The sequence below is a fragment of the Myroides odoratus genome (assembly GCF_965118575.1).
Taxonomy (GTDB): Bacteria; Bacteroidota; Bacteroidia; order Flavobacteriales; family Flavobacteriaceae; genus Flavobacterium; species Flavobacterium odoratum_B.
In genome coordinates, this window is record NZ_CBCPHW010000012.1 from 31209 (window position 1) to 52255 (window position 21047).

The following is a 21047-nucleotide window of genomic DNA, read 5'->3' on the forward strand; positions in this document are numbered from 1 at the left end:
AGTATATGGAATTTTTTACAGAAATAGTGAGTAATCAAAGTGGGATAATGCTAATTGTCATTATCGTATTAGCCCTAGGATTTGATTATATCAATGGTTTTCACGATGCCGCAAACTCAATTGCTACAATCGTAACAACCCGAGTTTTGACACCTTTCCAAGCAGTGCTTTGGGCGGCGGCTTTTAACTTTGCAGCCTATTTTATCTCCCTATACATTATTGGTGAATTTAAAATTGGTAATACAATAGCCAAATCGGTTAACGAAAACTTTATTAGTTTAGAAGTTATTTTTGCTGGTTTGATTGCTGCGATTATTTGGAACTTATTAACCTGGAAGCTAGGAATTCCATCTTCGTCTTCTCATACTTTAATTGGCGGGTTTATTGGAGCAGCAGTTGCACACGCAGGTGGGTTATCCGTAGATGGCGCAGATGTAGTTGTATATTCAAAAGTAATTCCTATTTTCTTATTTATATTTGGAGCACCCTTGCTAGGTTTAGTCCTCGCTTACTTTATAACCGTCGCTATTATGTGGATTTGTAGAAATCAAAACCACTATAAATGTGAGAAATGGTTTAAGCGTTTGCAATTAGTTTCTTCTGCTTTATTCTCTTTAGGACACGGAGGAAATGATGCGCAAAAAGTAATGGGTATTATCGGTGCTGCTGTAATCTTTTATCACGTAAACGTAGATATGGATCCTGACTATTTAGTAGAAGGGGTAGATACCTTTAAAGTTTTCGTAGAACATTGGTGGTGGGTGCCTATTGCTTCTTTCTTGTTCATCGGTTTAGGAACTTTATCAGGTGGATGGAAGATTGTTAAAACGATGGGAAGTAAAATTACAAAAGTAACCCCATTAGAAGGTGTAGCGGCTGAAACAGCAGGTGCATTTGCTTTGTATGTTACAGAACACTTAGGTATTCCTGTATCTACAACACATACTATTGCAGGTTCAATTATTGGAGTTGGTGTTACAAAACGTGTCTCTGCGGTTCGCTGGGGCGTAACCATCAATTTATTGTGGGCTTGGATTTTAACTATCCCTGTATCCGCTATTATAGCAATGCTTGTATACTATATTGTATCGGTAGTTATGTAATTAGAATTTAAATTTTTATTTACTATAAAAAGGAGTTGTCTCAAAAAGACAACTCCTTTTGTTTTTCAAGCCTTATTCTCAAATACCAGATTAGAAGCAAAAGTAAGGAACTAGTCAAAAAATATATTTTCAACCATTCTATTTTACGATTTGTATCTAACGCTGAAAATAAAAGGGTATTTCAATTCCTTTCATCCTGAATAGAAGGAAGGAGAAGAGTCACATCCTATATACCACTCTTCGTGCTATCCCCTCGTATGTTCCTAAGATACATACCTTCAATTTTTGGCTTTATTCTGTTCTAAATGAAAGGCAAACAAGGAGTGCACGTAAAATATCTACAATTTATAACCTCCTTTATTTGTAGAATTAACGGTAAGATGTACCTCAAAAAAGCTTTTGAAGAAGGACAGGTAATTTTTAAAAAACAAGAATTTAAAAGGAGAGTACACCAAGAATATGCCACACTCATTTGATAGAATAAGTCAATAAATACGTTATTTTTTATCAAAATAGAAACTATAATGTGCTGTTTTAACTTACGTTTATGTGGTTTTGTTTTTTGAAAAAAAGATATCTTACTACTATACCGTAAAAAGGTAAAAAGGAATTTGCTTTAACTTTTTTACGGTTTATCCTTTTTTTTCTTTGTTTCTGTTTTTGTTTTGCAGGAGTAAAATAAAAGAAAATGAAGAATAAGAAATGGATCGTTATGGTGTTGCTTTTTTTTGGTGCAACAGCAATGAGGGCACAAGAAAATATAGGTATTGGCACAGTACAACCCCATCAAGCAGCTATATTAGAACTCAGTGCCTCTGATCGAGGTGTGTTATTTCCGCGCATAGATTTGAATGCTGATATGGTTTTGGCAGGAGGTACGAATCCTATCGGGGTTCTTGTTTTTAATACAGGAGAAGGGACAATATCCCAAAAAGGGTTTTACTTCTGGACGGGAAACAACTGGGAGCTATTAGCTTTAGATACAGAAGTTGGTATTGAGATAGAAAAATTAGAACAAAAAATACAACAGCTGCAACAGTCAAAAGAAATCATAGGTAATCCTCCTGTGCCGACACACCAGATTATTGACAATAAAATAGTTTTTATCGGTCGATTTGATATCGAAGTAGCAAAACCTGAAGGAACTGATTTAAACTACAATACAACAAGTAAAGAACCCTTGCTGATTGCTAATTTGGATAAAGTAATGGACGCGAAAATCTATGACCCTACAGGCGAACTTGTCTTACAGACTATTTCTACTATTTCCAATGAGAGAGGTTTGTCTTTCTATTTCGGAATAAAGAACATGTATACCGCATTGCCCATAGGTAATTATCAGCTGATTTTGACTTATGTTTCTACCTTACCTGCAAATTAATAGCGCAAGAATTAAAACAATTATACTGAAGAAATATGAAAAATAAAATACTAATAGCCTTCTTATTTGTATTAGGATCCGTTCATTTATTTTATGGACAAGTAGTAATTGGAGGGGCAACCTATCCCGCAGAAGGGGCTTTATTGGATTTGAAAGAGTATAAGGCGAACACGGAAAATATTACCGGAAATAAAGGACTGCTATTACCTCGTGTAAAATTAGCCAGTCTAACAAGTTTGGTTCCATTGGTCCAAACAGAAACAGAAGCAAACAAGATAGAGCATATTGGTTTGCAGATCTACCACATAGGGAATGAAGAGATTTCGGCAGGATTAAAAGTTTGGAATGGTACGATGTGGGAAGGAGGAACTAGTGAAGCCAAAGAACAGTGGATTTATATGCCTTCTTTTCCCATTCAAATGTTTCAAACAACCGAGCAAAAAATAGATTTGTATCAAGAATATAAGAAACAAATAGCAGATAACGGGGTTCTATCCATTTGGGAAGAAAATGAGGTAAAGTTCGTGATTACGGGATATGATGCTATTGCATTTAGTACTGCGCCCACAGTTCAAATTGATAATGGCAAACAGTATTTAGTCTATAAGTCCAATGTGAATAGGGTATCAGCGTCGAGTTATTTGAATATAATTATAGTGAAGAAATAATGGCCAATAAGCTTGTACAACTACTTGGTTTACTTGTGCTTTTTTTTGTTCAAGAGGTACAAATGTATGCCCAGTTTCCTTATGTGAATCCTGCGGTATCGGGCAATGATTTTAATCAATTTCAGGGGACAAATCGGGTTAATTTTACGCCATATGGAGCAGAATTAACAAGAGGAGATAATGAAATTAGAGGGTTTTTTCTCAATGATATTGCCTTTACAATTGATCGCGGTTTTAGTATTGAATTCGATTATATCATGACAGGCAAAGGTCCAGAAACGAATTATGGGGCTGGAGATGGGTTTGCCTTAGTATTATTTGATGGGAGTGTAGATGATCCTATTATGGGCGCAAAAGGGGCTGGACTTGGGTATAGTTATGCCAAAAGTAACATACAAGCAGGTAATAGGAATGGATTAACCAAAGGCTTTTTAGCTGTAGGAATTGATTTATATGGAAATTTTAAATCTAGAATGCAAGATTCTTCTGAATTTCGCAATGGAATTCGATTAGAAAATAGAGAAACAGATCATATTACCATCAGAGGACAAGGTAATTTACTGGAAGGCTATCCAGTCTTAATTTCTCAGGGTGTTTCTACTATCTACAATCGATATAAACTTAATCTCCTCAATGGCAATTTTGAAAATAATTTTGTAGCTCCAGATCCAAAGGGTTTCTCTTTTAAATTGCGAGAGAGTAATGTAAATAGTGAATATGATATTGCTGCAGAATATGGACATCCTTCTTATAGACGAGTTATCGTTAGTTTATTACCTACAACAGTTGGTACTGAAAGAGGGTATTATCTAAAAGTAGAGGTTATACATGGGCGAGAGAGAAGTTGTATCGTAAATGATTTTTATTTTCCTAAAACGGGTTTGATGAAGTATTATGAGACACAAAATGGGATGAATGATATTTTAACGTCTAAAAATATCAAAACGCCCAATACACTAAAGTTGGGATTTACTGGGGCAACCGGGTTAGCTTTTCAAAAAACATATGTTAGAAATATAAGTATTGTACTTCCATTTTCCCCTGCTGTAAAGGACGTAATACTAGAGAATGCCTGTAAAGATGATCTAACGACAATAGATGTGCTAAGCAATAGTTTAGGCTTTAATACCAATATATATCAGGCAGGAGATAATCAAGAGGCTTTAGGTAGCAAGGAATATTTAGATCCTTATAGTTTTCAATTTGTAACATTCTCCAATGATCTCTTAGAAAAGACGGCAGAACCTTATGTGGCGACAACACGGAATGGGAGATATGAATACGATCCAATAACTACACAAGTTGTTTTTATACCTAAGAAGGGAATGACAGCTACTCGCGATCAAGTTTATTTTAATATAAAGAATAAGGAAACTATAGGAGAAAATACAAATTTAGGAGGGGAGCAATTTAGATCAAATAATGCCATGATAAAATTGAATTTTACTCATAATTGCAATGATATTATTATGGTTAATGGTCATTCACTTTAAAAAAAAGAAGATGAAAATAAAGAGTATAAAAATAAAATTTGTTCTACTTGTTTTATTTGGTTTAAACAGTTCCCTATTTCACGCTCAATTTCCCTATTTTAATTCAGGACAAAAGAAAGGAGATTTTACTTTATTAGGTGAAAGTAGAACGGGGTTAGTTACCTATGATCGCAATGGAATTAAATTACTAGATGCGCAACATCAATATTCAGGTGTATATTTAAATAATTTAACGTTTACTACAAGTAAAGGGTTCATCCTAGAGTTTGAATATGGATTGGATATAGGAAGAATGGAAGATAAAAAATATGGAGATGGTATTGCCATGGTTCTTTTTAATGCGAATGAAAGAAATCCTCAACTAGGCGATAAAGGAGGAGCTTTGGGCTATGCTTATACTAAGAAATACGGGAGTAACCATACACCAGGATTTACGCAAGGTATTTTTGGACTCGGTTTAGATTTATTTGGAAATTATAAAAAAATAACAAGAGGAGACAACGAAATTAGAAATGGTCTCACACTGAATCCGGAAGGAAATTTTGTTGTTTTACGAGGCCCTTATAGCGTAACTAGTACGAGTGAAGGATATCCTGTTCTTTTTGCAGTAGGAACAAGAACCAATACAAATTTGTACTTAGATCGCAATACGGGTAAAGTAATTAGTAAACAAAAAGGATTAATAGGACAGCGCTTTAGCCTTCGTGGCGGGGTATTAAATGCTTCTTCAGGTGAGACAGGGTACAGAAAAGCAAGGATATCTTTAGTGCCAGGTAGAGAAGATTCTAGTGGACAGGAAGGGTTTTTTATTTCCGTTGATATTGTAAATGATAGTTATATTTCCTCTATAATACTCAACTATTTTGTACCTAAGGCAGGTAGTATTAAATATGAAGAACAAATGATTGATGGAATGACGCCAACCGCAATAAATAGTATGAGTATGATGATTCCCTCTACAATGAAAATGGCCTTTACAGGATCTACAGGAGCGGCTTCTGTTCGTGCACATATTCGAAATATTTCATTGAGCTTGCCTTTTTCACCTCAAGTAATTGATATTGTGATTCCAAATGTAATATATAATAGAGTGTTTGCTTTCAAGCCCTTGTATAGTGCAGTAGGGTATGATTCCAATGTATATTCTGTCTTAAACCCTCCTAATCCTTCAACCTTATTTTTAGATCTAGATTCTTTTCGATTTAAACTATTTAATGCAAATACAAAAGCGTATACAGTACATGATGACCCTCATCATTTGGTAGTGCCAAAAGTAGGCGATTTTCAATATAATAGCAGCAGTGGAGAAGTAATATTCTCACCTGTTGAAGGGTTTAAAGATAAAAGTTATACACTGTATTATGATATCAAAAATAAACGCCCCCCTACAGGAGTGGATATTAGTGCAGAAGAATATCGATCGACGACAGCCGCTGTCACCTTGAATTTTACTTCGGAAATTCCACTCTATCGCAATCCTCCATTACTTGTAAATAAAGGAGTTAAAACAATAAAGTAGACCCAACGGTTTTTTAGTTTTTGGAAGTAAAAAAAACGCTTAGCATTTCGCTAAGCGTTTTTGATTTAGTTTTATAAGTTAAATGATTTTTTGATATCATCTACACGATCTAGTTTTTCCCAAGTAAACAATTCAACTTCAATTTGTTTGGTTTCTCCTCCAGGTCTTGTGAAAGTTTTGGTCACTACTTGTGGTTTGCGTCCCATATGCCCGTAAGCTGCTGTTTCACTGTAGATTGGATTTCGCAATTTTAAACTTGTTTCAATAAAATAAGGTCTTAAATCAAAAAGCTCATTTACTTTTTTTGCAATTTCTCCATCTGTAAGGCTAACTTTTGCAGTACCGTAGGTGTTAACATAGATACCCGTTGGTTTTGCAATACCAATCGCATACGAAACTTGTACTAATACTTCTTCTGCAACTCCTGCAGCTACAAGATTTTTAGCAATATGACGCGTAGCATAAGCCGCACTTCGGTCTACTTTACTAGGATCTTTCCCTGAAAATGCACCACCTCCATGAGCTCCTTTTCCTCCGTAGGTATCAACGATGATTTTTCTTCCAGTTAAGCCCGTATCGCCATGAGGACCACCTATGATAAATACTCCCGTTGGATTGATTAAGAATTCAATCGCTTCTTCTCCTTGAAATAAATATTCATACTGTGGATATTTAGCTAATACACGAGGAATTAAAATCTCAATAATATCTTTCTTAATTTGAGTTTGCATCGCTTTTTCAGCAGTGATTTTAGCCTCCAGAGTATTGTTTTCTGCTTGAATAAAATCATCGTGTTGAGTAGAAAGTACAATGGTTACAATGCGAACCGGTTTGTTGTCGTCATTGTATTCTAAGGTAACTTGACTCTTAGCATCAGGACGTAGGTAGGTAACAGCTTTGTTTTCTCTGCGAATAACTGCAAGTTCTTGCAATAATTTGTGAGATAAATCTAAGGCCAAAGGCATATAGTCTTCGGTCTCTGTTGTAGCATAACCAAACATCATCCCTTGATCTCCTGCTCCTTGATCTTCTTTACTTGAGCGCTCAACGCCTTGACTGATTTCTGCAGATTGTTCGTGTATAGCAGATAAAATACCACACGAATTACCGTCAAACATATACTCACTCTTCGTATAACCAATTTTATTGATTACATCTCGAGCAATTTGTTGTACATCTAAATACGTTTTTGATTTTACCTCCCCAGCAAGTATCACCTGACCCGTAGTAACTAATGTCTCACAGGCTACTTTCGATTCTAAATCAAAAGCAAGAAAATTATCAATTAAAGCATCTGAAATTTGATCTGCAATTTTATCAGGATGTCCTTCACTTACAGATTCGGATGTGAAGTAATAAGCCATATAATATGTTTTTTTAAATGTTTAAAAAAAAGAGGAAATGGCTAAAGTGAAGATACAATGATTCTGCTTTAGCATTTTTTTACCGAGGTTGCAATCAGTACAAATTTTTCCTCCTATGAAATTCTCTGCAAATGTATCAACTATTTTTTTAATCTAACTCTATTTTCGAACTTTTTATGTTCCTCTTAACGATTATATGATTTTTACTAATCCACAAGAAATGTATCTTTATCTGAATTAGTTAGCAAACATCTGTGAGGTTTAATTTCTTAAAAAATGTTATGTTTTTTGTGTATTGATAAAAATAGGGGGTTTTATCGCTTTATTTTTATTTTAAAAACCATTTATACTTACATTTGTTTTGAATTATTATCGTATTAATCGCGTAAGAATGAGACTACATAATATAGAAGATCAAAGATCAATGACGCCGCAATTAGCGCTGTCTTTTTTAAAGGATGGAAATAAACGCTTTGTCGCCAATTTAAAAGCCCATGCCAATTTATTGGAGCAGGTAAATGAAACCAAAGAAAGTCAATTTCCTTTCGCTATTATTTTAAGTTGTATTGATAGTAGAACTTCCGCAGAACTTATTTTCGACCAAGGTTTAGGAGATATATTTAGTACGCGAATTGCAGGTAATATCAGCAATGAAGATATTATTGGTTCTATGGAGTTTGCTTGTAAATTAGCAGGTTCGAAATTAATCGTTGTCTTAGGACATTCACACTGTGGAGCGATTACAGGAGCTTGTAAGGAAGTTAAACTAGGCCATCTAAGTAATTTGTTGCAAAAAGTGGAGCCTTCTGTTGGTTACGTAAAACAAGCCTATCCAGACCTAGATATTACCTCAAAAGAAGGGGTAGACAAAGTTGCCTTATACAATGTAGAATATACCATTGACCATATTCTATCCCATAGTGAGGTGCTGCGAGAAATGTATAGCAAAGGAGAAATTGGAATTACAGGTGCTTTTTACAAAGTAGAGACAGGAGAAGTAGACTTTGTAAAAGAAATGTTTATTGAATAAAAGACAAAATTTTGAAACACAACGATTTTTATAAAAAGATACTAGAAAACAACAAGGCTTGGGTAGAAGAAAAACTAGCTATTAATCCGGAGTATTTTAGACGTTTATCGCACAAACAAACCCCTCCCGTTTTGTGGATTGGTTGTTCCGATAGTCGAGTGCCTGCAAATGAAATTATTGGTGCTGAGCCAGGAGATGTATTTGTTCATAGAAATATAGCTAATATGGTCATCCATTCCGATATGAATATGTTGAGTGTATTGGATTATGCTGTAAATATTCTAAAGGTCACCAATATTATTGTGTGTGGTCATTACGGATGTGGAGGAGTAGAAGCGGCGATGAAAAATGAATCTTATGGGTTAATAGACAATTGGATTAGACACATAAAAACGGTTTATCGTTTGCACAATGTCGAGCTAGATGGTATTGATGATACTACCGAACGCTTTAATCGATTTGTTGAATTAAACGTACAAGAACAAGTGTATGATTTAGCCAAAACTTCTATTGTTCAAGGCGCTTGGGCCCGAAATCAAGACTTGAGTATTCACGGTTGGGTGTATGGATTAAACTCCGGATATGTAACAGATTTAGAAGTGAATGTTACAAGTAATCAAGACCTTGATGAGGTTTATCAACTTCGATTTAGAAAAATTTAATCTGAATCCAAATTCTCATTAAATGAGGAAGGTAGGAGCGAGGGAATAAATTTTAATATAATAGGCAATAATATAGTTCCGCCTGGCAACATAAATATAGCAAGAGAAGGAATGGTTTTAATTACTTCAAAGGTTTGTTTTTTAATCAATTTCTTTTCTTGTATATCTAAATTTCGATGCGTAGAATCAATTAATAACTGCATCAATTGCTTATTTTTCTGAATCTCTTTTATAATCCTCCCTTTATTTCTTCCTACTAAAAATTCCACATAATTTGTTGAATTGTTAATCATATTGTTGAACAAATTGGTCGACTTTAAATAAAAATAATTGTAGTCATTTTGTTGTAAAAAAAGCATGAAACACATTCTGCTATCCTCAATTTGCTCTTCAGAAAAAGCCAATCTACTAAAAGGCTCCAGTGATAAATCAGGCAAGGCTAAGGTCTTGGTCTCATTGTTCCACGAACTACACATTACAATATCAAGAATCAAACTCAATTCTAAATATGATGGTTTTATATCCATCGACTCATCTAGGGCAAAGTCATTTGTTATATCCCCTACATAAACTTCTGCATTAGTTTGACGTTGAGCTTGATTTAAAATAGTTTGAATGAGGTCTTCAATATAAACATGATAGAAGTTCGGATGAATTTTCCCCGTTAAATAAGACTCAAAGGTTAAGAGATAAATGGATAAAATAAGCAGATTAAGCACTAAATTATTGCTTTTAGACTGGGAAAAGAAATTTTCTTTCCATTTCATAGCAAATAAGTGTTCCAATCTGGAATACGTATTTTTCTCTTCAAAAAGACTAGAGAAGAAATTAGTTTTATGAGGTACAAAAAGCTGATAGAAATCAAGTAAACTAGTGATAAATTGATCCGTAGTATGGGTAGGGTTCTTGAAAAAATAGACTTTCTCTAGCAGCTGTAAAAAGCTCATTTTTGCCAATTCCTCTTGGGTATAATTAAAGGTGGTGTAAATAGGAGGAAATTCGCTGTTTTTTATTTGGCCAAAACTAAAGCCTATACTCCTAATTTCATGCGCTAATTCAGTAGAATTTGTCGCTTTGAAAATAGTGTATTTATCTTGTTCAGAAAAGTATTTTTTTATCCAGCCAGCGGTTGATGGGTTCATAAAGACAAGAGGCGTTAGATTAGAAAGGCAAGAAATAGCTTTTAAGCTATTTCTTTACCATTTAACTTGTTTTTCGATTGCCTTAATCATTTCAGATGCAATATCTTTATTGGTAGCACCTTCAATTCCTTCTAAACCAGGGGAAGAATTTACTTCTAACAATAAAGGCCCTTTGGCAGATCGAATAATGTCTACACCTGCTACTTTTAGATTCATAGCTTTGGTAGCGCGTATAGCAATGCGTTTTTCTTCAGGGGTAACTTTGATAATAGAAGCCGTACCACCTAAGTGTATATTAGCTCTAAATTCGCCAGGAACAGCTTCTCTTTGAATAGCAGCTACTACTTTGCCATCTACAACAAAACAACGGATATCTTTTCCATTCGCTTCTTTGATAAATTCTTGAACTAAAATATTAGCATTTAGGCTTTTAAAAGCATTAATTACACTTTCTGCTGCTTTTTTGGTTTCTGCCAAAACAACTCCTTTTCCTTGAGTTCCTTCTAATAACTTGACAATCAAAGGACTTCCTCCGACCATTTTAATCAAATCATTAGTATCTAAGGGAGAGTTTGCAAAACCAGTGGTTGGAATATCAATTCCATGATTTAATAGCAATTGCAAAGAGAATAATTTATCTCTAGATTGTGCGATAGCAGAAGCGCTATTTAAACTATATACTTTTAAAGATTCGAAATGACGAGTTAAGGCACAACCATAATAGGTCATACTCGGTCTAATACGAGGAATAACCGCGTCAAAATCATTCAATACTCTGCCACCTCTATAATGAATTTCAGGTTGGTTAGCATCTAATTTCATATAGCAGTACTTCAAGTTTAAAAAGTGCATTTCATGTCCTCTTAATTCTCCTGCTTCTATAATTCTTTGATTACTATATAAATCGGGGTTACTTGCCAATAATCCTATTCTCAAACCATTTTTGTTTTCCTTAGGTTTATTGTAGTATTCATCTAGTTTTTCAACTGTAGGCTGTCCTAGTAAAAAGTGTTTTTCAGGATCTACTAAAACACGTCCACCCATCGCTTCTCTACCTAATAGCATGCGATACCCCATAGAGTCTCTATTGGTCAAGGTTAATTCAATTTCCCAAGACATCTCACCTAAAACAATTGTGGTTTTAATGACATAACGAGATTCTCTATTACCACTAGAACTTTTTACAATTCTTTTATCCACAACTTTAGCTTCACAATGTATAATTGTTTTGCCGTTATGTTGTAGAGGATTTACATCAAACTTAACCCATTTTTCTCCTTCTTTTTCAAAAGGATTGATGTTTACTGCGTGTAAAGCAGAAGTCTTTGCTCCAGAATCTACACGAGCTTTAATTGCAGGGATATTTAATGTAGAGAAAGAACACCATTCTTCACTACCAACAATGAGTTTATCTACCATTCTATTTAATTATTCAGTTGCGAAAATAATACTTTAAAACAATTGCTATTGTTTTATAAAGATAAAAAAATAAAAAATAACGTTTAAATAACAAATGCAAGAATTTTAGTCAAAAATCAACTAAATGAAAGCGAAAAAACCTGCTAATTAGCAGGTTTTTTTGTTTTTATTTTGATGATTAGTTTTTCTCCATTTTCTTCTTTTGGTGCATCCAAAGTAATGGTATCACCCACAACTAACTTTGAATTTACAATCTCTTCAGCAATTGGGTCTTCAAGGTATTTTTGAATGGCCCTTTTTAAAGGTCTTGCTCCATATTGCTTGTCAAAACCTTTATCAGCAATAAAGTTTTTAGCTTTTTCAGTTAGGATAAGTTTATAGCCTAAATCTTCAATTCGATGAAACAACTTTGCTAGTTCTATATCAATAATAGAATTAATATGTTCTTTTTCTAAGGTATTGAATACAACAATGTCGTCAATACGGTTTAAGAACTCCGGAGCAAATGCTTTTTTCAGTGCACTTTCAATTACCGATTTGCTGTGCTGGTCTGTTTGTTCTTTGCGCGCTTGTGTGCCAAAACCAACACCTTGACCGAAATCTTTCAATTGGCGAACTCCAATATTTGAAGTCATAATGACAATCGTATTTCTAAAATCAACTTTTCGCCCTAAACTATCCGTTAAATGTCCGTCATCTAATACTTGTAACAGCATATTAAAGATATCAGGATGTGCTTTTTCAATTTCATCAAATAAAATTACACTATAGGGTTTTCTTCGAATCTTTTCAGTTAATTGCCCTCCTTCTTCATACCCAACATAACCTGGAGGAGCTCCAATCAAACGAGATAGCGCAAATTTCTCCATATATTCACTCATGTCAATGCGAACAAGTGCATCTTCAGAATCAAAAAGTTCTTTGGCAATTACCTTAGCAAGCTGTGTTTTACCAACTCCAGTTTGCCCTAAAAAGATAAAGGATCCAATGGGTTTATTAGGGTCTTTTAATCCAGCTCGATTGCGTTGAATCGCTTTGGCTACCTTGCCAACCGCTTCATCTTGGCCTATTACTTTGTCTTTGATGATTGCAGGTAAGTTAGCTAATTTCGTAATCTCTTTTTCAGCAATACGGTTAACAGGAATTCCGGACATCATTGAAACAACATCTGCAACATCATCCTCAGTAATTTGAATGCGATTGTCTTTAACTTCTTTTTCCCATATTTCTTGAGCTATTTCTAACTCTTTTTCAATATTTTTCTCTTTATCTCTGAGGCTTGCTGCTTCTTCATATTTCTGCTTTTGAACCATTTCGTTTTTACTTTCGCGAACTTGATCCAATTCTTGCTCTAAATTGAGAATGTTTGCAGGAACATGAATATTGGTGATATGTACACGTGATCCTACTTCATCCAAGGCATCAATTGCTTTGTCTGGTAAAAATCGGTCCATCATATAACGGTTGGTTAACTTCACACAGGCTTCTATTGCTGCATCTGTGTAGGTAACATTGTGGTGCGCTTCATATTTATCCTTGATGTTGTGCAAAATGATAATGGTCTCATCAACAGAGGTAGGCTCAACTAATATTTTTTGAAAACGACGCTCTAAAGCTCCATCTTTTTCAATATGTTGTCTGAATTCATCTAAAGTTGTAGCACCAATACATTGAATTTCACCTCTAGCTAAAGCAGGTTTGAACATATTTGAAGCATCTAAGGAACCCGTAGCTCCACCAGCACCAACAATCGTATGAATCTCATCAATAAACAAGATGATATCCGTGTTCTTTTCCAACTCATTCATTACCGCTTTCATTCGCTCTTCAAATTGCCCTCTGTACTTTGTACCAGCAACTAAACTCGCTAAATCAAGTGTAACCACACGCTTATTGAATAAAACACGAGAAACTTTCTTCTGAATGATTTTTAAGGCCAATCCTTCGGCAATAGCAGATTTTCCAACTCCAGGCTCACCAATAAGTAAGGGATTATTTTTCTTTCTGCGACTTAGAATTTGAGAAACGCGCTCAATTTCTTTCTCACGACCAATTACAGGATCTAATTTTCCCTCAATGGCCATTTCTGTTAAATCTCTACCAAAATTATCTAAAACCGGAGTTTTACTTTTTTTGTTTGGTGTAGGGGATTGTGTGTCAGTTTTTTTACTACTAGAACTGTCATTTTGTCCTGATTCTTCGAAAGTCTCTGCTTTGGGACTGTGAAAAATATCTTCACCATCCGATTCTTTCTTTTCATCAGAATGAAATTCGACATAGTATTTCTTTACATTCTCATAATCCACATTCATCTTATTTAAAATTTGTGTAATAGGATCTTCATTGTTTTTTAAGATACACAATAGCAAATGAGCCGAAGTAACTTCAATATTCTTGAATACTTTAACTTCAAGATAGGTTAAGCGCAAAGCTCTTTCTGCCTGCTTGGTAAGATATAGTGATCCTTTCTCGTTAACTGCTGTTTTAGCAGAAGAATAAGGGGTTAAGTTCTCAACTTTATGTCTTAAAAAGTCAATATCTACTTCTAAATTTTGTAGAATAGTTGATGCTTCACCTTGCTCAATTCTCAATAAGGCTAACAAAAAGTGTTCAGTTCCTATAAAGTCATGACCTAGACGTAATGCCTCGTCCTTACTAAAGGAAATAACATCTTTTATTTCTTGTGAAAAATTTTCGTCCATATAAACTGAATTTAGGTGATTATTTATTTATACACAATAGATAAGTCAAAAAGCATACCTAGTTATCATTTGTAGACCTTCTGTCATATGCTAATTGACAAAAAAAATCTGGTAAATAAAAATATTATACCTTCTTTTTTATTGGGTAAACAAAGAAATAAAACAACTTCTTCTTAGGAAATCGCAAAGGGGATGTAGCGGGGATGATGTAGGGAGTTCTATTTTGTCTAAATGAAAAGCAAATGTCTTTTCCTTTTTACTGGAGAGATTTAAAACAAAGTTTCGAGTCTTCGTCATTTTGAGCTTAGCCACTTGTTTGAGAAAATAAATAAAAATCAACACAAGAAGTAAAGTCATAAAAGTAGAAAGGAATGTGAGTTTGTTTTACAAAATTAAAATTTAGGGGAGTTAGTTCTAGCAAAGAGACTAAGAAATCAAAGGTAATTTTTGGGGTGAATTAAACTTTGAAAAGGCCTAAAAAAAAGAATTCGCAAAAATAAAAGAGCTAGGTATCGGGCAAATTTTAAATTTCAGGCTCTTGTTTTTAAGAATTAAAAATCAAGAAAAATAAATTTAGATCAGGCGCGAAAACAAATAGCATAGCACTAAAATTAAAAAGGGTTTCTACTTGTAAGTAGCTCGATTTTTTATCGAGGTTTATAGGTAGTAAAAGTTCCATCTTTATAAAAAACAACAATCTGTTCCATATCCGAAGAAGTGAAAAAATCTGGAATTGATTTAGAAGTAGGGGTCTCCTTTTTTACTTCCATAGTAGTTGGAAAAGAAGCGCTTTTTGGATTTGTTATTTGGGAATCTTCTGTAAATAAGTTCATGGATTTTGTCGAATTTTTTTCTGGTTTTACATCCTCAGAATAGGAGCCAATCCCCTTAATTAACCACTCAATATTTAGCTCAGGAAAAGCCTCATTTATCTTTAAAATAAAATCCAAACTTGCCTTATTTCTGCCAGATAAAATATGAGATAAACTCGATCTTTGAACGCCAATTTTATCGGCAAAAGAAGAAGCAGATAACTCAAAATGCTCCAAGATAAATTCCAATCTGTTTACAAAATCCTCCATGACTACAATTGTGTATTTTTATATTAAATAGTTTACAAATGTAATTAAAATAGTTAAGTAACAAATGTGTACAAAATTAAAAAAAGAGAAATACATTGTAGTTTTAGTTTAAGTAAGGTGTTCTTATCTGTTGAATCACAGTAATATAAAAACATTTTTTAGGTTTTAAAAAAAGATAAAGCATTGATTTGGTTTGCGTGGTGTAAAATTGTTGACATTTGTGAAATAAGTAAAAGAAACAGGTGTTTACAAATGTAAAAAATGAAATGTTTACATTTGTAATATTGTAAACTAAGTTATAAAATGAACGAGCAACAGAAGGCACAAGCCTATAAAGTACAAGAAATTTCAGGGCGATATATTACGAATGAAAAAATAGAACTTTTCTTAAAAGACTTAAAGCATTACTTTAAGGTTGATGTTGTTGGTAAATCAGTTGAAAATAGACCTGTTTTTTCTGTGAAGTTTGGACATGGTAAAACAAAGATTTTGATGTGGTCTCAGATGCACGGAAATGAATCTACTACCACAAAAGCTGTCTTAGATTTACTGAATTATTTAAATGAATCTAAGGATGAAAAAATAAGAGAATGGCGAGAGAAATTTACCTTACTTGTAGTTCCTGTTTTAAATCCAGATGGAGCTTTTTATTATACAAGGGTAAATGCAAATCAAGTAGATTTGAATCGAGACTCTATTCATTTAAGTCAGCCTGAAAGTAAAATATTGCGTAACTTATTAGATGAAATACAACCTGATTTTGCTTTTAATTTACATGACCAACGCAGTATTTTTGGTGTAGGAGAAACAGGACAATCTGCGGCAATTTCATTTTTAGCCCCTGCTTATAATGAGGAGAGAGAATTGAATGAAACTAGGAAAAAAGCAATACAATTGATTGTGGCGATGAATGAGGTGGTACAACAAATTATACCAGGTCATGTCGGAAGATTTGATGACTCTTATAATATAAATTGTATTGGCGATTATGCGCAAACGAGAGGAATTCCAACTGTACTAATAGAAGCGGGCCATTTAGGTACAGATTATCAAAGAGAAAATACGCGAGAAATTGTAGCAGTTAGTTTACTGCGTGTATTAGATAGTATAGCTACAAATAGATATAAGGACTCTGCTATGGATTCCTACTTTTTGCTTCCAGAGAATACAAAGAATTTTTGTGATGTAGAAGTAAAGAATGTAAATATTCTTAGTCTTGGAAGAAAATTTATAGTAAATATTCAATACAAAGAGGTGTTGGAAGGAGAAAATGTTAAATTTCACCCTGTTATTGTGGAAATTGATGAAAAACAAAGTAAATTTGGGCATACTTTAATAGAAAAAGAGTGTATTGTAGACACTTTTATTAAAAAACCAAGTGAGATTTTTGAACGAAATTTTGAGGATGTTATAGCGTTTTCAATGGAAGAGGTTAATTATTTATTAAAAAAAGAGGTATAATTGCTATTTTTTGAATAAATAAGATTTTTTTTTATTATTATTGTACTGAAATATAGATTTAGAATTAACATAAATAATTGATTTATGAGTAAGTTTCGTTTAGATGAAATCGACCACCAGATCTTAGATATGCTGATCGATAATACGAGAGTACCGTTTACAGATATCGCTAAAAAGTTATTAATTTCCGCAGGTACAGTGCATGTACGTGTGAAAAAAATGGAAGATGCTGGAATTATCCAAGGTTCATCATTAACTCTTGATTACGAGAAATTAGGATATGCGTTTATCGCATATATTGGGATCTTTTTACACAATACTTCCCAAACTAAGTTTGTCTTAGAGAGAATTAATGAAATTCCATATGTGACAGTTGCTCACGTAACTACTGGTAAATTTAATGTGTTCTGTAAAATCAGAGCCAAAAATACACGTCATGCAAAAGAAGTTATCTACATGATTGACGATATTGATGGGGTATACAGAACAGAATCAATGATTTCTCTTGAAGAGAGTATCAACGATAAAAAACGATTAATGCATACAATTTTTAAAGAATTGTAATCAATTTTTTTAAAAAAGTAAATGAATAAAAAAACTGCCTTTGGGCAGTTTTTTTTATATTCGTTTATTATATAGTAAAGAGAATGGATTCATTAACGCAAATTGTTTTAGGAGGTGCTATTGGCAATGCTTTATTAGGGCGAAAGTTAAAAAATAAAGCTGTTTTATATGGTGCAATAGCGGGAACTATTCCCGATTTAGATATTTTAGCTATTTATTTTACTGATCCCCTAAGTGCATTGGAATTCCATCGGGGAATTACTCACTCTATTTTATTCGCTATTTTTGGCGCTTTCTTTTTTGGTTATTTGCTCTATTGGTTTGAAAAAAAGAAGGGGGTGACCTATGAAGAAGGTTGTTGGCTTTTTTTCTGGGGACTTTTTACTCATTCTTTACTAGACGTGTTTACCACTTGGGGAACTCGTGTTTTATGGCCTTTGGACTATTCTTTTGCCTTTAAATCTATTTTTGTTATTGATCCTTTGTATACGTTGCCTTTTGTGTTTTTTCTTATTCGATCGATGTTAGAAAAGACGGATATGAATAGGCGAATGAATTTAAATAAATGGGGCTTGTACATTAGTAGTTCCTATTTAGCGTTAACTCTGCTCTTAAAAGCAGTAGCTTTTTATAATTTTACAGGCGCTTTGGATCAGCAACATATTGCCTACAAGTCGATGTCTGTGAAACCTACTCTAATGAATACGATTTTATGGTCTGCAATCGTCGAAACCAAAGACGCTTTTCTCATTGGAGAATATTCTTTTTTTAATCCAGAACCAGTCCTATTTCAAGCGTATCCAAAGAATCGAGAGGTTATTGGCAGTTTGGAAAAACATTATTTAATTAATCGCTTGATTAAACTCTCTGAAGGGTGCTATACTTTTTCTGAAAAACACAATGAAATTTATTTTAATGACTTGAGATTTGGGGTGCTGAAAGGGCAGGGGGACGAGGTTCAATTTGCTTTTAGTTATAAGTTTTATATCGATGAAAAAGGAGAATTGAATGTCAAAGAAGTGAAGAAAGATAAAAGAGATGGCTTAAAATTGCTGAAATCTATTGGGCGAAAGATTTTCGGATTGAAAGAAGATTAAGGGAAGAATAGTTATATTTGAAAAAAAAACAAGATGAAGATAGTCGTATCACCTGCTAAGAGCTTAGATTATAATACAAAAGTGCCTTTTACAGCTACTACGGAGCCTTTGTTCGTAAAAGAAAGTAAGCTTATTCAGGGTGTATTACAGAAAAAAACACCAGCCGAATTGATGGAATTGATGAAAATATCCAATACTCTTGCAGAATTAAATTGGCAGAGAAATCAAGAGAGAAGCTATAAGAAAAATAAAAAAAACGAAACTGATTTTAGACAAGCCGTATTTGCTTTTAGTGGTGATGTTTATGTTGGATTGGATGCGTATACACTAACCGAAGATAAAATGGAGCGCTTGCAAGATACTTTGCGTATTTTGTCTGGATTGTATGGGATTTTACGACCTTTCGATGAAATAGAGCCTTATCGATTAGAGATGGGAACTAAAATGGCAGTGGGGGATAAACAAAACTTATATGCTTTTTGGAAACCGATTTTAGTTGCGTATTTAAATAAAGAAATGAAAGAGGGTGAGGTGCTTTTGAATCTAGCAAGTAATGAGTATTTCAGTGCGATTGATCAAAAGAAACTACATGCTTCTATTGTAGTTCCAGAGTTTAAAGAACTGAGAGAAGGTAAGTTGAAAACTATAAGCTTTTATGCTAAAAAGGCTAGAGGAATGATGGTGCGATATATTATTGATAATAATATCCAAGAGGTAGAAGGGATAAAGAAATTTAATTTAGAGGGCTATGCCTGGAGTGAGGCGGAATCCTCAAAGAATAATTTGATATTTACAAGATAATAAATAAAAGAATATAGCCAATAAAATTATGGAAACAGTACATTATATAAGTTCAGATGTATTTACGATTGAAAAACTAAATGAAATAATAATACAAAATCAAAAGTTAGATATATCAGAAGAGGCGCGTGCTAATATTGTCAATTGCCGTGCGTATCTGGACAATAAAATGGAAACACATAAAGGGCCTATTTATGGTATTAATACCGGGTTTGGTTCTCTGTGTGATGTGAAAATCAACGATAGTGATTTAACGAAATTACAAGAAAATTTGATGAAATCTCACGCTTGTGGTACAGGTGAAATTGTGCCGGATGAGATCGTTAAAATTATGTTGTTGTTGAAAGTAAAATCCTTGAGCTATGGTAATTCAGGGGTTCAATTAGAAACAGTAGAACGATTGGTAGATTTCTTTAATCACGATATTTTACCCGTTGTTTATACCCAAGGGTCGTTAGGAGCATCAGGAGATTTAGCTCCATTGGCGCATTTGACCTTGCCTCTAATTGGCGAGGGAGAAGTGATGTATGAAGGATTTAGACAACCAGCGAGTAAGGTATTGGAAAAAATGGGATGGAAGCCAATCCAATTGAAATCCAAAGAAGGATTAGCTTTGTTAAATGGAACCCAATTTATGAGTGCATACGGTTGTTATGTAATGATTAAATCAAAAAAAATGTCCTATTTAGCAGATTTGATTGGGGCTGTTTCACTGGAGGGATTCGATGGTAGAATAGAACCTTTTAATGAGTTAATTCACCATGTAAGACCACATCGCGGGCAAATTGAAACGGCTTCATTTTTTACTGAAGTATTAGAAGGTTCGGAATTAATTGGACGTTCAAAAGAACATGTACAAGATCCTTATTCATTTAGATGTATTCCTCAAGTACACGGCGCTTCTAAAGATGCGATTGAATATGTAAGTAAAGTATTTAAAACAGAAATTAATTCTGTAACTGATAATCCTAATGTTTTTTATAAAGAAGATTTGGTAGTGTCAGGTGGAAACTTCCATGGACAACCATTGGCTTTGGCTTTTGACTTTTTAGGTATTGCTTTAGCAGAACTGGGGAATATTTCAGAAAGACGTACGTATCAACTAATTTCAGGCTTAAGAGGGTTGCCTGCTTTTTTGGTTTCAAATCCAGGTTTAAATTCTGGTTTTATGATTCCTCAATATACCGCAGCGAGTATTGTTAGTCAAAACAAGCATTTAGCAAACCCTACAAGCACAGATAGTATTGTATCGAGTAACGGACAAGAGGATCATGTGAGTATGGGAGCAAATGGAGCTACAAAGACTTTGCGTATTATAGATAATTTAGAGCGTATTTTAGCTATTGAATTATTAAACGCAGCTCAAGCATTGGAATTTAGACGTCCAGCTAAATCAAGTGAATTTATCGAATCTTTTATTAAGTCGTATCGCGAAGAAGTATCTTTCGTTTCAGAAGATCGTATTTTGCATTATGATATTGAAAAGACAATCGCGTTTTTAGGAAGCTTTCAAATTGATTTAGAAGAATAATTGTAGTTTTTTAAAACCGTTTATATAA

Annotated in this window: 17 protein-coding genes; 12 read left to right on the forward strand and 5 right to left on the reverse strand. The window is 33.8% G+C overall.

What is annotated here, in order from left to right:
- Nucleotides 1-5 precede the first annotated feature (5 nt).
- From ACMHJ2_RS11165 to ACMHJ2_RS11185, 5 genes are all read left to right on the forward strand, one after another.
- Nucleotides 6-1103, forward strand: a complete 1098-nt coding sequence (locus ACMHJ2_RS11165; RefSeq protein ID WP_413512938.1) for an inorganic phosphate transporter — start codon at nucleotides 6-8, stop codon at nucleotides 1101-1103.
- 688 nt (nucleotides 1104-1791) lie between these two features.
- Nucleotides 1792-2484: a hypothetical protein gene (locus ACMHJ2_RS11170; RefSeq protein ID WP_413512939.1), complete on the forward strand. Its 693-nt coding sequence runs from the start codon at nucleotides 1792-1794 to the stop codon at nucleotides 2482-2484.
- A gap of 35 nt (nucleotides 2485-2519) precedes the next feature.
- On the forward strand, nucleotides 2520-3152 hold the full coding sequence (locus ACMHJ2_RS11175) for a hypothetical protein (RefSeq protein ID WP_413512940.1): 633 nt from the start codon (nucleotides 2520-2522) through the stop codon (nucleotides 3150-3152).
- On the forward strand, nucleotides 3152-4645 hold the full coding sequence (locus ACMHJ2_RS11180) for a hypothetical protein (protein ID WP_413512941.1): 1494 nt from the start codon (nucleotides 3152-3154) through the stop codon (nucleotides 4643-4645). The genes ACMHJ2_RS11175 and ACMHJ2_RS11180 overlap by 1 nt, the downstream gene beginning before the upstream one ends.
- 10 nt (nucleotides 4646-4655) lie before the next feature.
- Nucleotides 4656-6164, forward strand: a complete 1509-nt coding sequence (locus ACMHJ2_RS11185) for a hypothetical protein (protein WP_413512942.1) — start codon at nucleotides 4656-4658, stop codon at nucleotides 6162-6164.
- A gap of 71 nt (nucleotides 6165-6235) precedes the next feature.
- Here the strand turns inward: ACMHJ2_RS11185 and metK are convergent, their stop codons facing one another.
- Complete coding sequence (metK, locus tag ACMHJ2_RS11190) at nucleotides 6236-7528, reverse strand: methionine adenosyltransferase (protein ID WP_413512943.1); 1293 nt, start codon at nucleotides 7526-7528, stop codon at nucleotides 6236-6238.
- Between the two features lie 391 nt (nucleotides 7529-7919).
- Here metK and ACMHJ2_RS11195 point away from each other — a divergent pair, with 391 nt between their 5' ends.
- Nucleotides 7920-8558, forward strand: coding sequence for a carbonic anhydrase family protein (locus ACMHJ2_RS11195; RefSeq protein ID WP_413512944.1), 639 nt, complete (start codon nucleotides 7920-7922; stop codon nucleotides 8556-8558).
- Nucleotides 8559-8569: 11 nt separating this feature from the next.
- Nucleotides 8570-9220 (forward strand): carbonate dehydratase, encoded by a 651-nt coding sequence (gene can / locus ACMHJ2_RS11200; RefSeq protein WP_413512945.1) that lies wholly within the window; start codon nucleotides 8570-8572, stop codon nucleotides 9218-9220.
- Here the strand turns inward: can and ACMHJ2_RS11205 are convergent.
- From ACMHJ2_RS11205 to ACMHJ2_RS11220, 4 genes are all read right to left on the reverse strand, one after another.
- Nucleotides 9217-10362 (reverse strand): LETM1-related biofilm-associated protein, encoded by a 1146-nt coding sequence (locus ACMHJ2_RS11205; protein ID WP_413512946.1) that lies wholly within the window; start codon nucleotides 10360-10362, stop codon nucleotides 9217-9219. The genes can and ACMHJ2_RS11205 overlap by 4 nt on opposite strands.
- 54 nt (nucleotides 10363-10416) lie before the next feature.
- On the reverse strand, nucleotides 10417-11781 hold the full coding sequence (rimK, locus tag ACMHJ2_RS11210; protein ID WP_413512947.1) for a 30S ribosomal protein S6--L-glutamate ligase: 1365 nt from the start codon (nucleotides 11779-11781) through the stop codon (nucleotides 10417-10419).
- 143 nt (nucleotides 11782-11924) lie between these two features.
- Nucleotides 11925-14483: an ATP-dependent Clp protease ATP-binding subunit gene (locus tag ACMHJ2_RS11215; RefSeq protein ID WP_413512948.1), complete on the reverse strand. Its 2559-nt coding sequence runs from the start codon at nucleotides 14481-14483 to the stop codon at nucleotides 11925-11927.
- Nucleotides 14484-15130: 647 nt separating this feature from the next.
- Nucleotides 15131-15565 (reverse strand): helix-turn-helix domain-containing protein, encoded by a 435-nt coding sequence (locus ACMHJ2_RS11220; protein ID WP_413512949.1) that lies wholly within the window; start codon nucleotides 15563-15565, stop codon nucleotides 15131-15133.
- A gap of 303 nt (nucleotides 15566-15868) precedes the next feature.
- Between ACMHJ2_RS11220 and ACMHJ2_RS11225 the strand changes: the two genes are divergently transcribed.
- The 5 genes from ACMHJ2_RS11225 to hutH all read left to right on the forward strand — a co-directional run bounded on the left by ACMHJ2_RS11225 (nucleotide 15869) and on the right by hutH (nucleotide 21019).
- Nucleotides 15869-17026, forward strand: coding sequence for a M14 metallopeptidase family protein (locus ACMHJ2_RS11225; protein ID WP_413512950.1), 1158 nt, complete (start codon nucleotides 15869-15871; stop codon nucleotides 17024-17026).
- Nucleotides 17027-17110: 84 nt separating this feature from the next.
- Complete coding sequence (locus ACMHJ2_RS11230; RefSeq protein ID WP_002985664.1) at nucleotides 17111-17590, forward strand: Lrp/AsnC family transcriptional regulator; 480 nt, start codon at nucleotides 17111-17113, stop codon at nucleotides 17588-17590.
- 83 nt (nucleotides 17591-17673) lie between these two features.
- A complete protein-coding gene (locus ACMHJ2_RS11235; RefSeq protein WP_413512951.1) occupies nucleotides 17674-18687 on the forward strand; it encodes a metal-dependent hydrolase in 1014 nt (337 codons plus the stop codon).
- A gap of 33 nt (nucleotides 18688-18720) precedes the next feature.
- Nucleotides 18721-19488, forward strand: coding sequence for a peroxide stress protein YaaA (gene yaaA / locus ACMHJ2_RS11240; protein ID WP_413512952.1), 768 nt, complete (start codon nucleotides 18721-18723; stop codon nucleotides 19486-19488).
- Nucleotides 19489-19516: 28 nt separating this feature from the next.
- Nucleotides 19517-21019: a histidine ammonia-lyase gene (gene hutH, locus ACMHJ2_RS11245; protein WP_413512953.1), complete on the forward strand. Its 1503-nt coding sequence runs from the start codon at nucleotides 19517-19519 to the stop codon at nucleotides 21017-21019.
- Nucleotides 21020-21047: the final 28 nt, after the last annotated feature.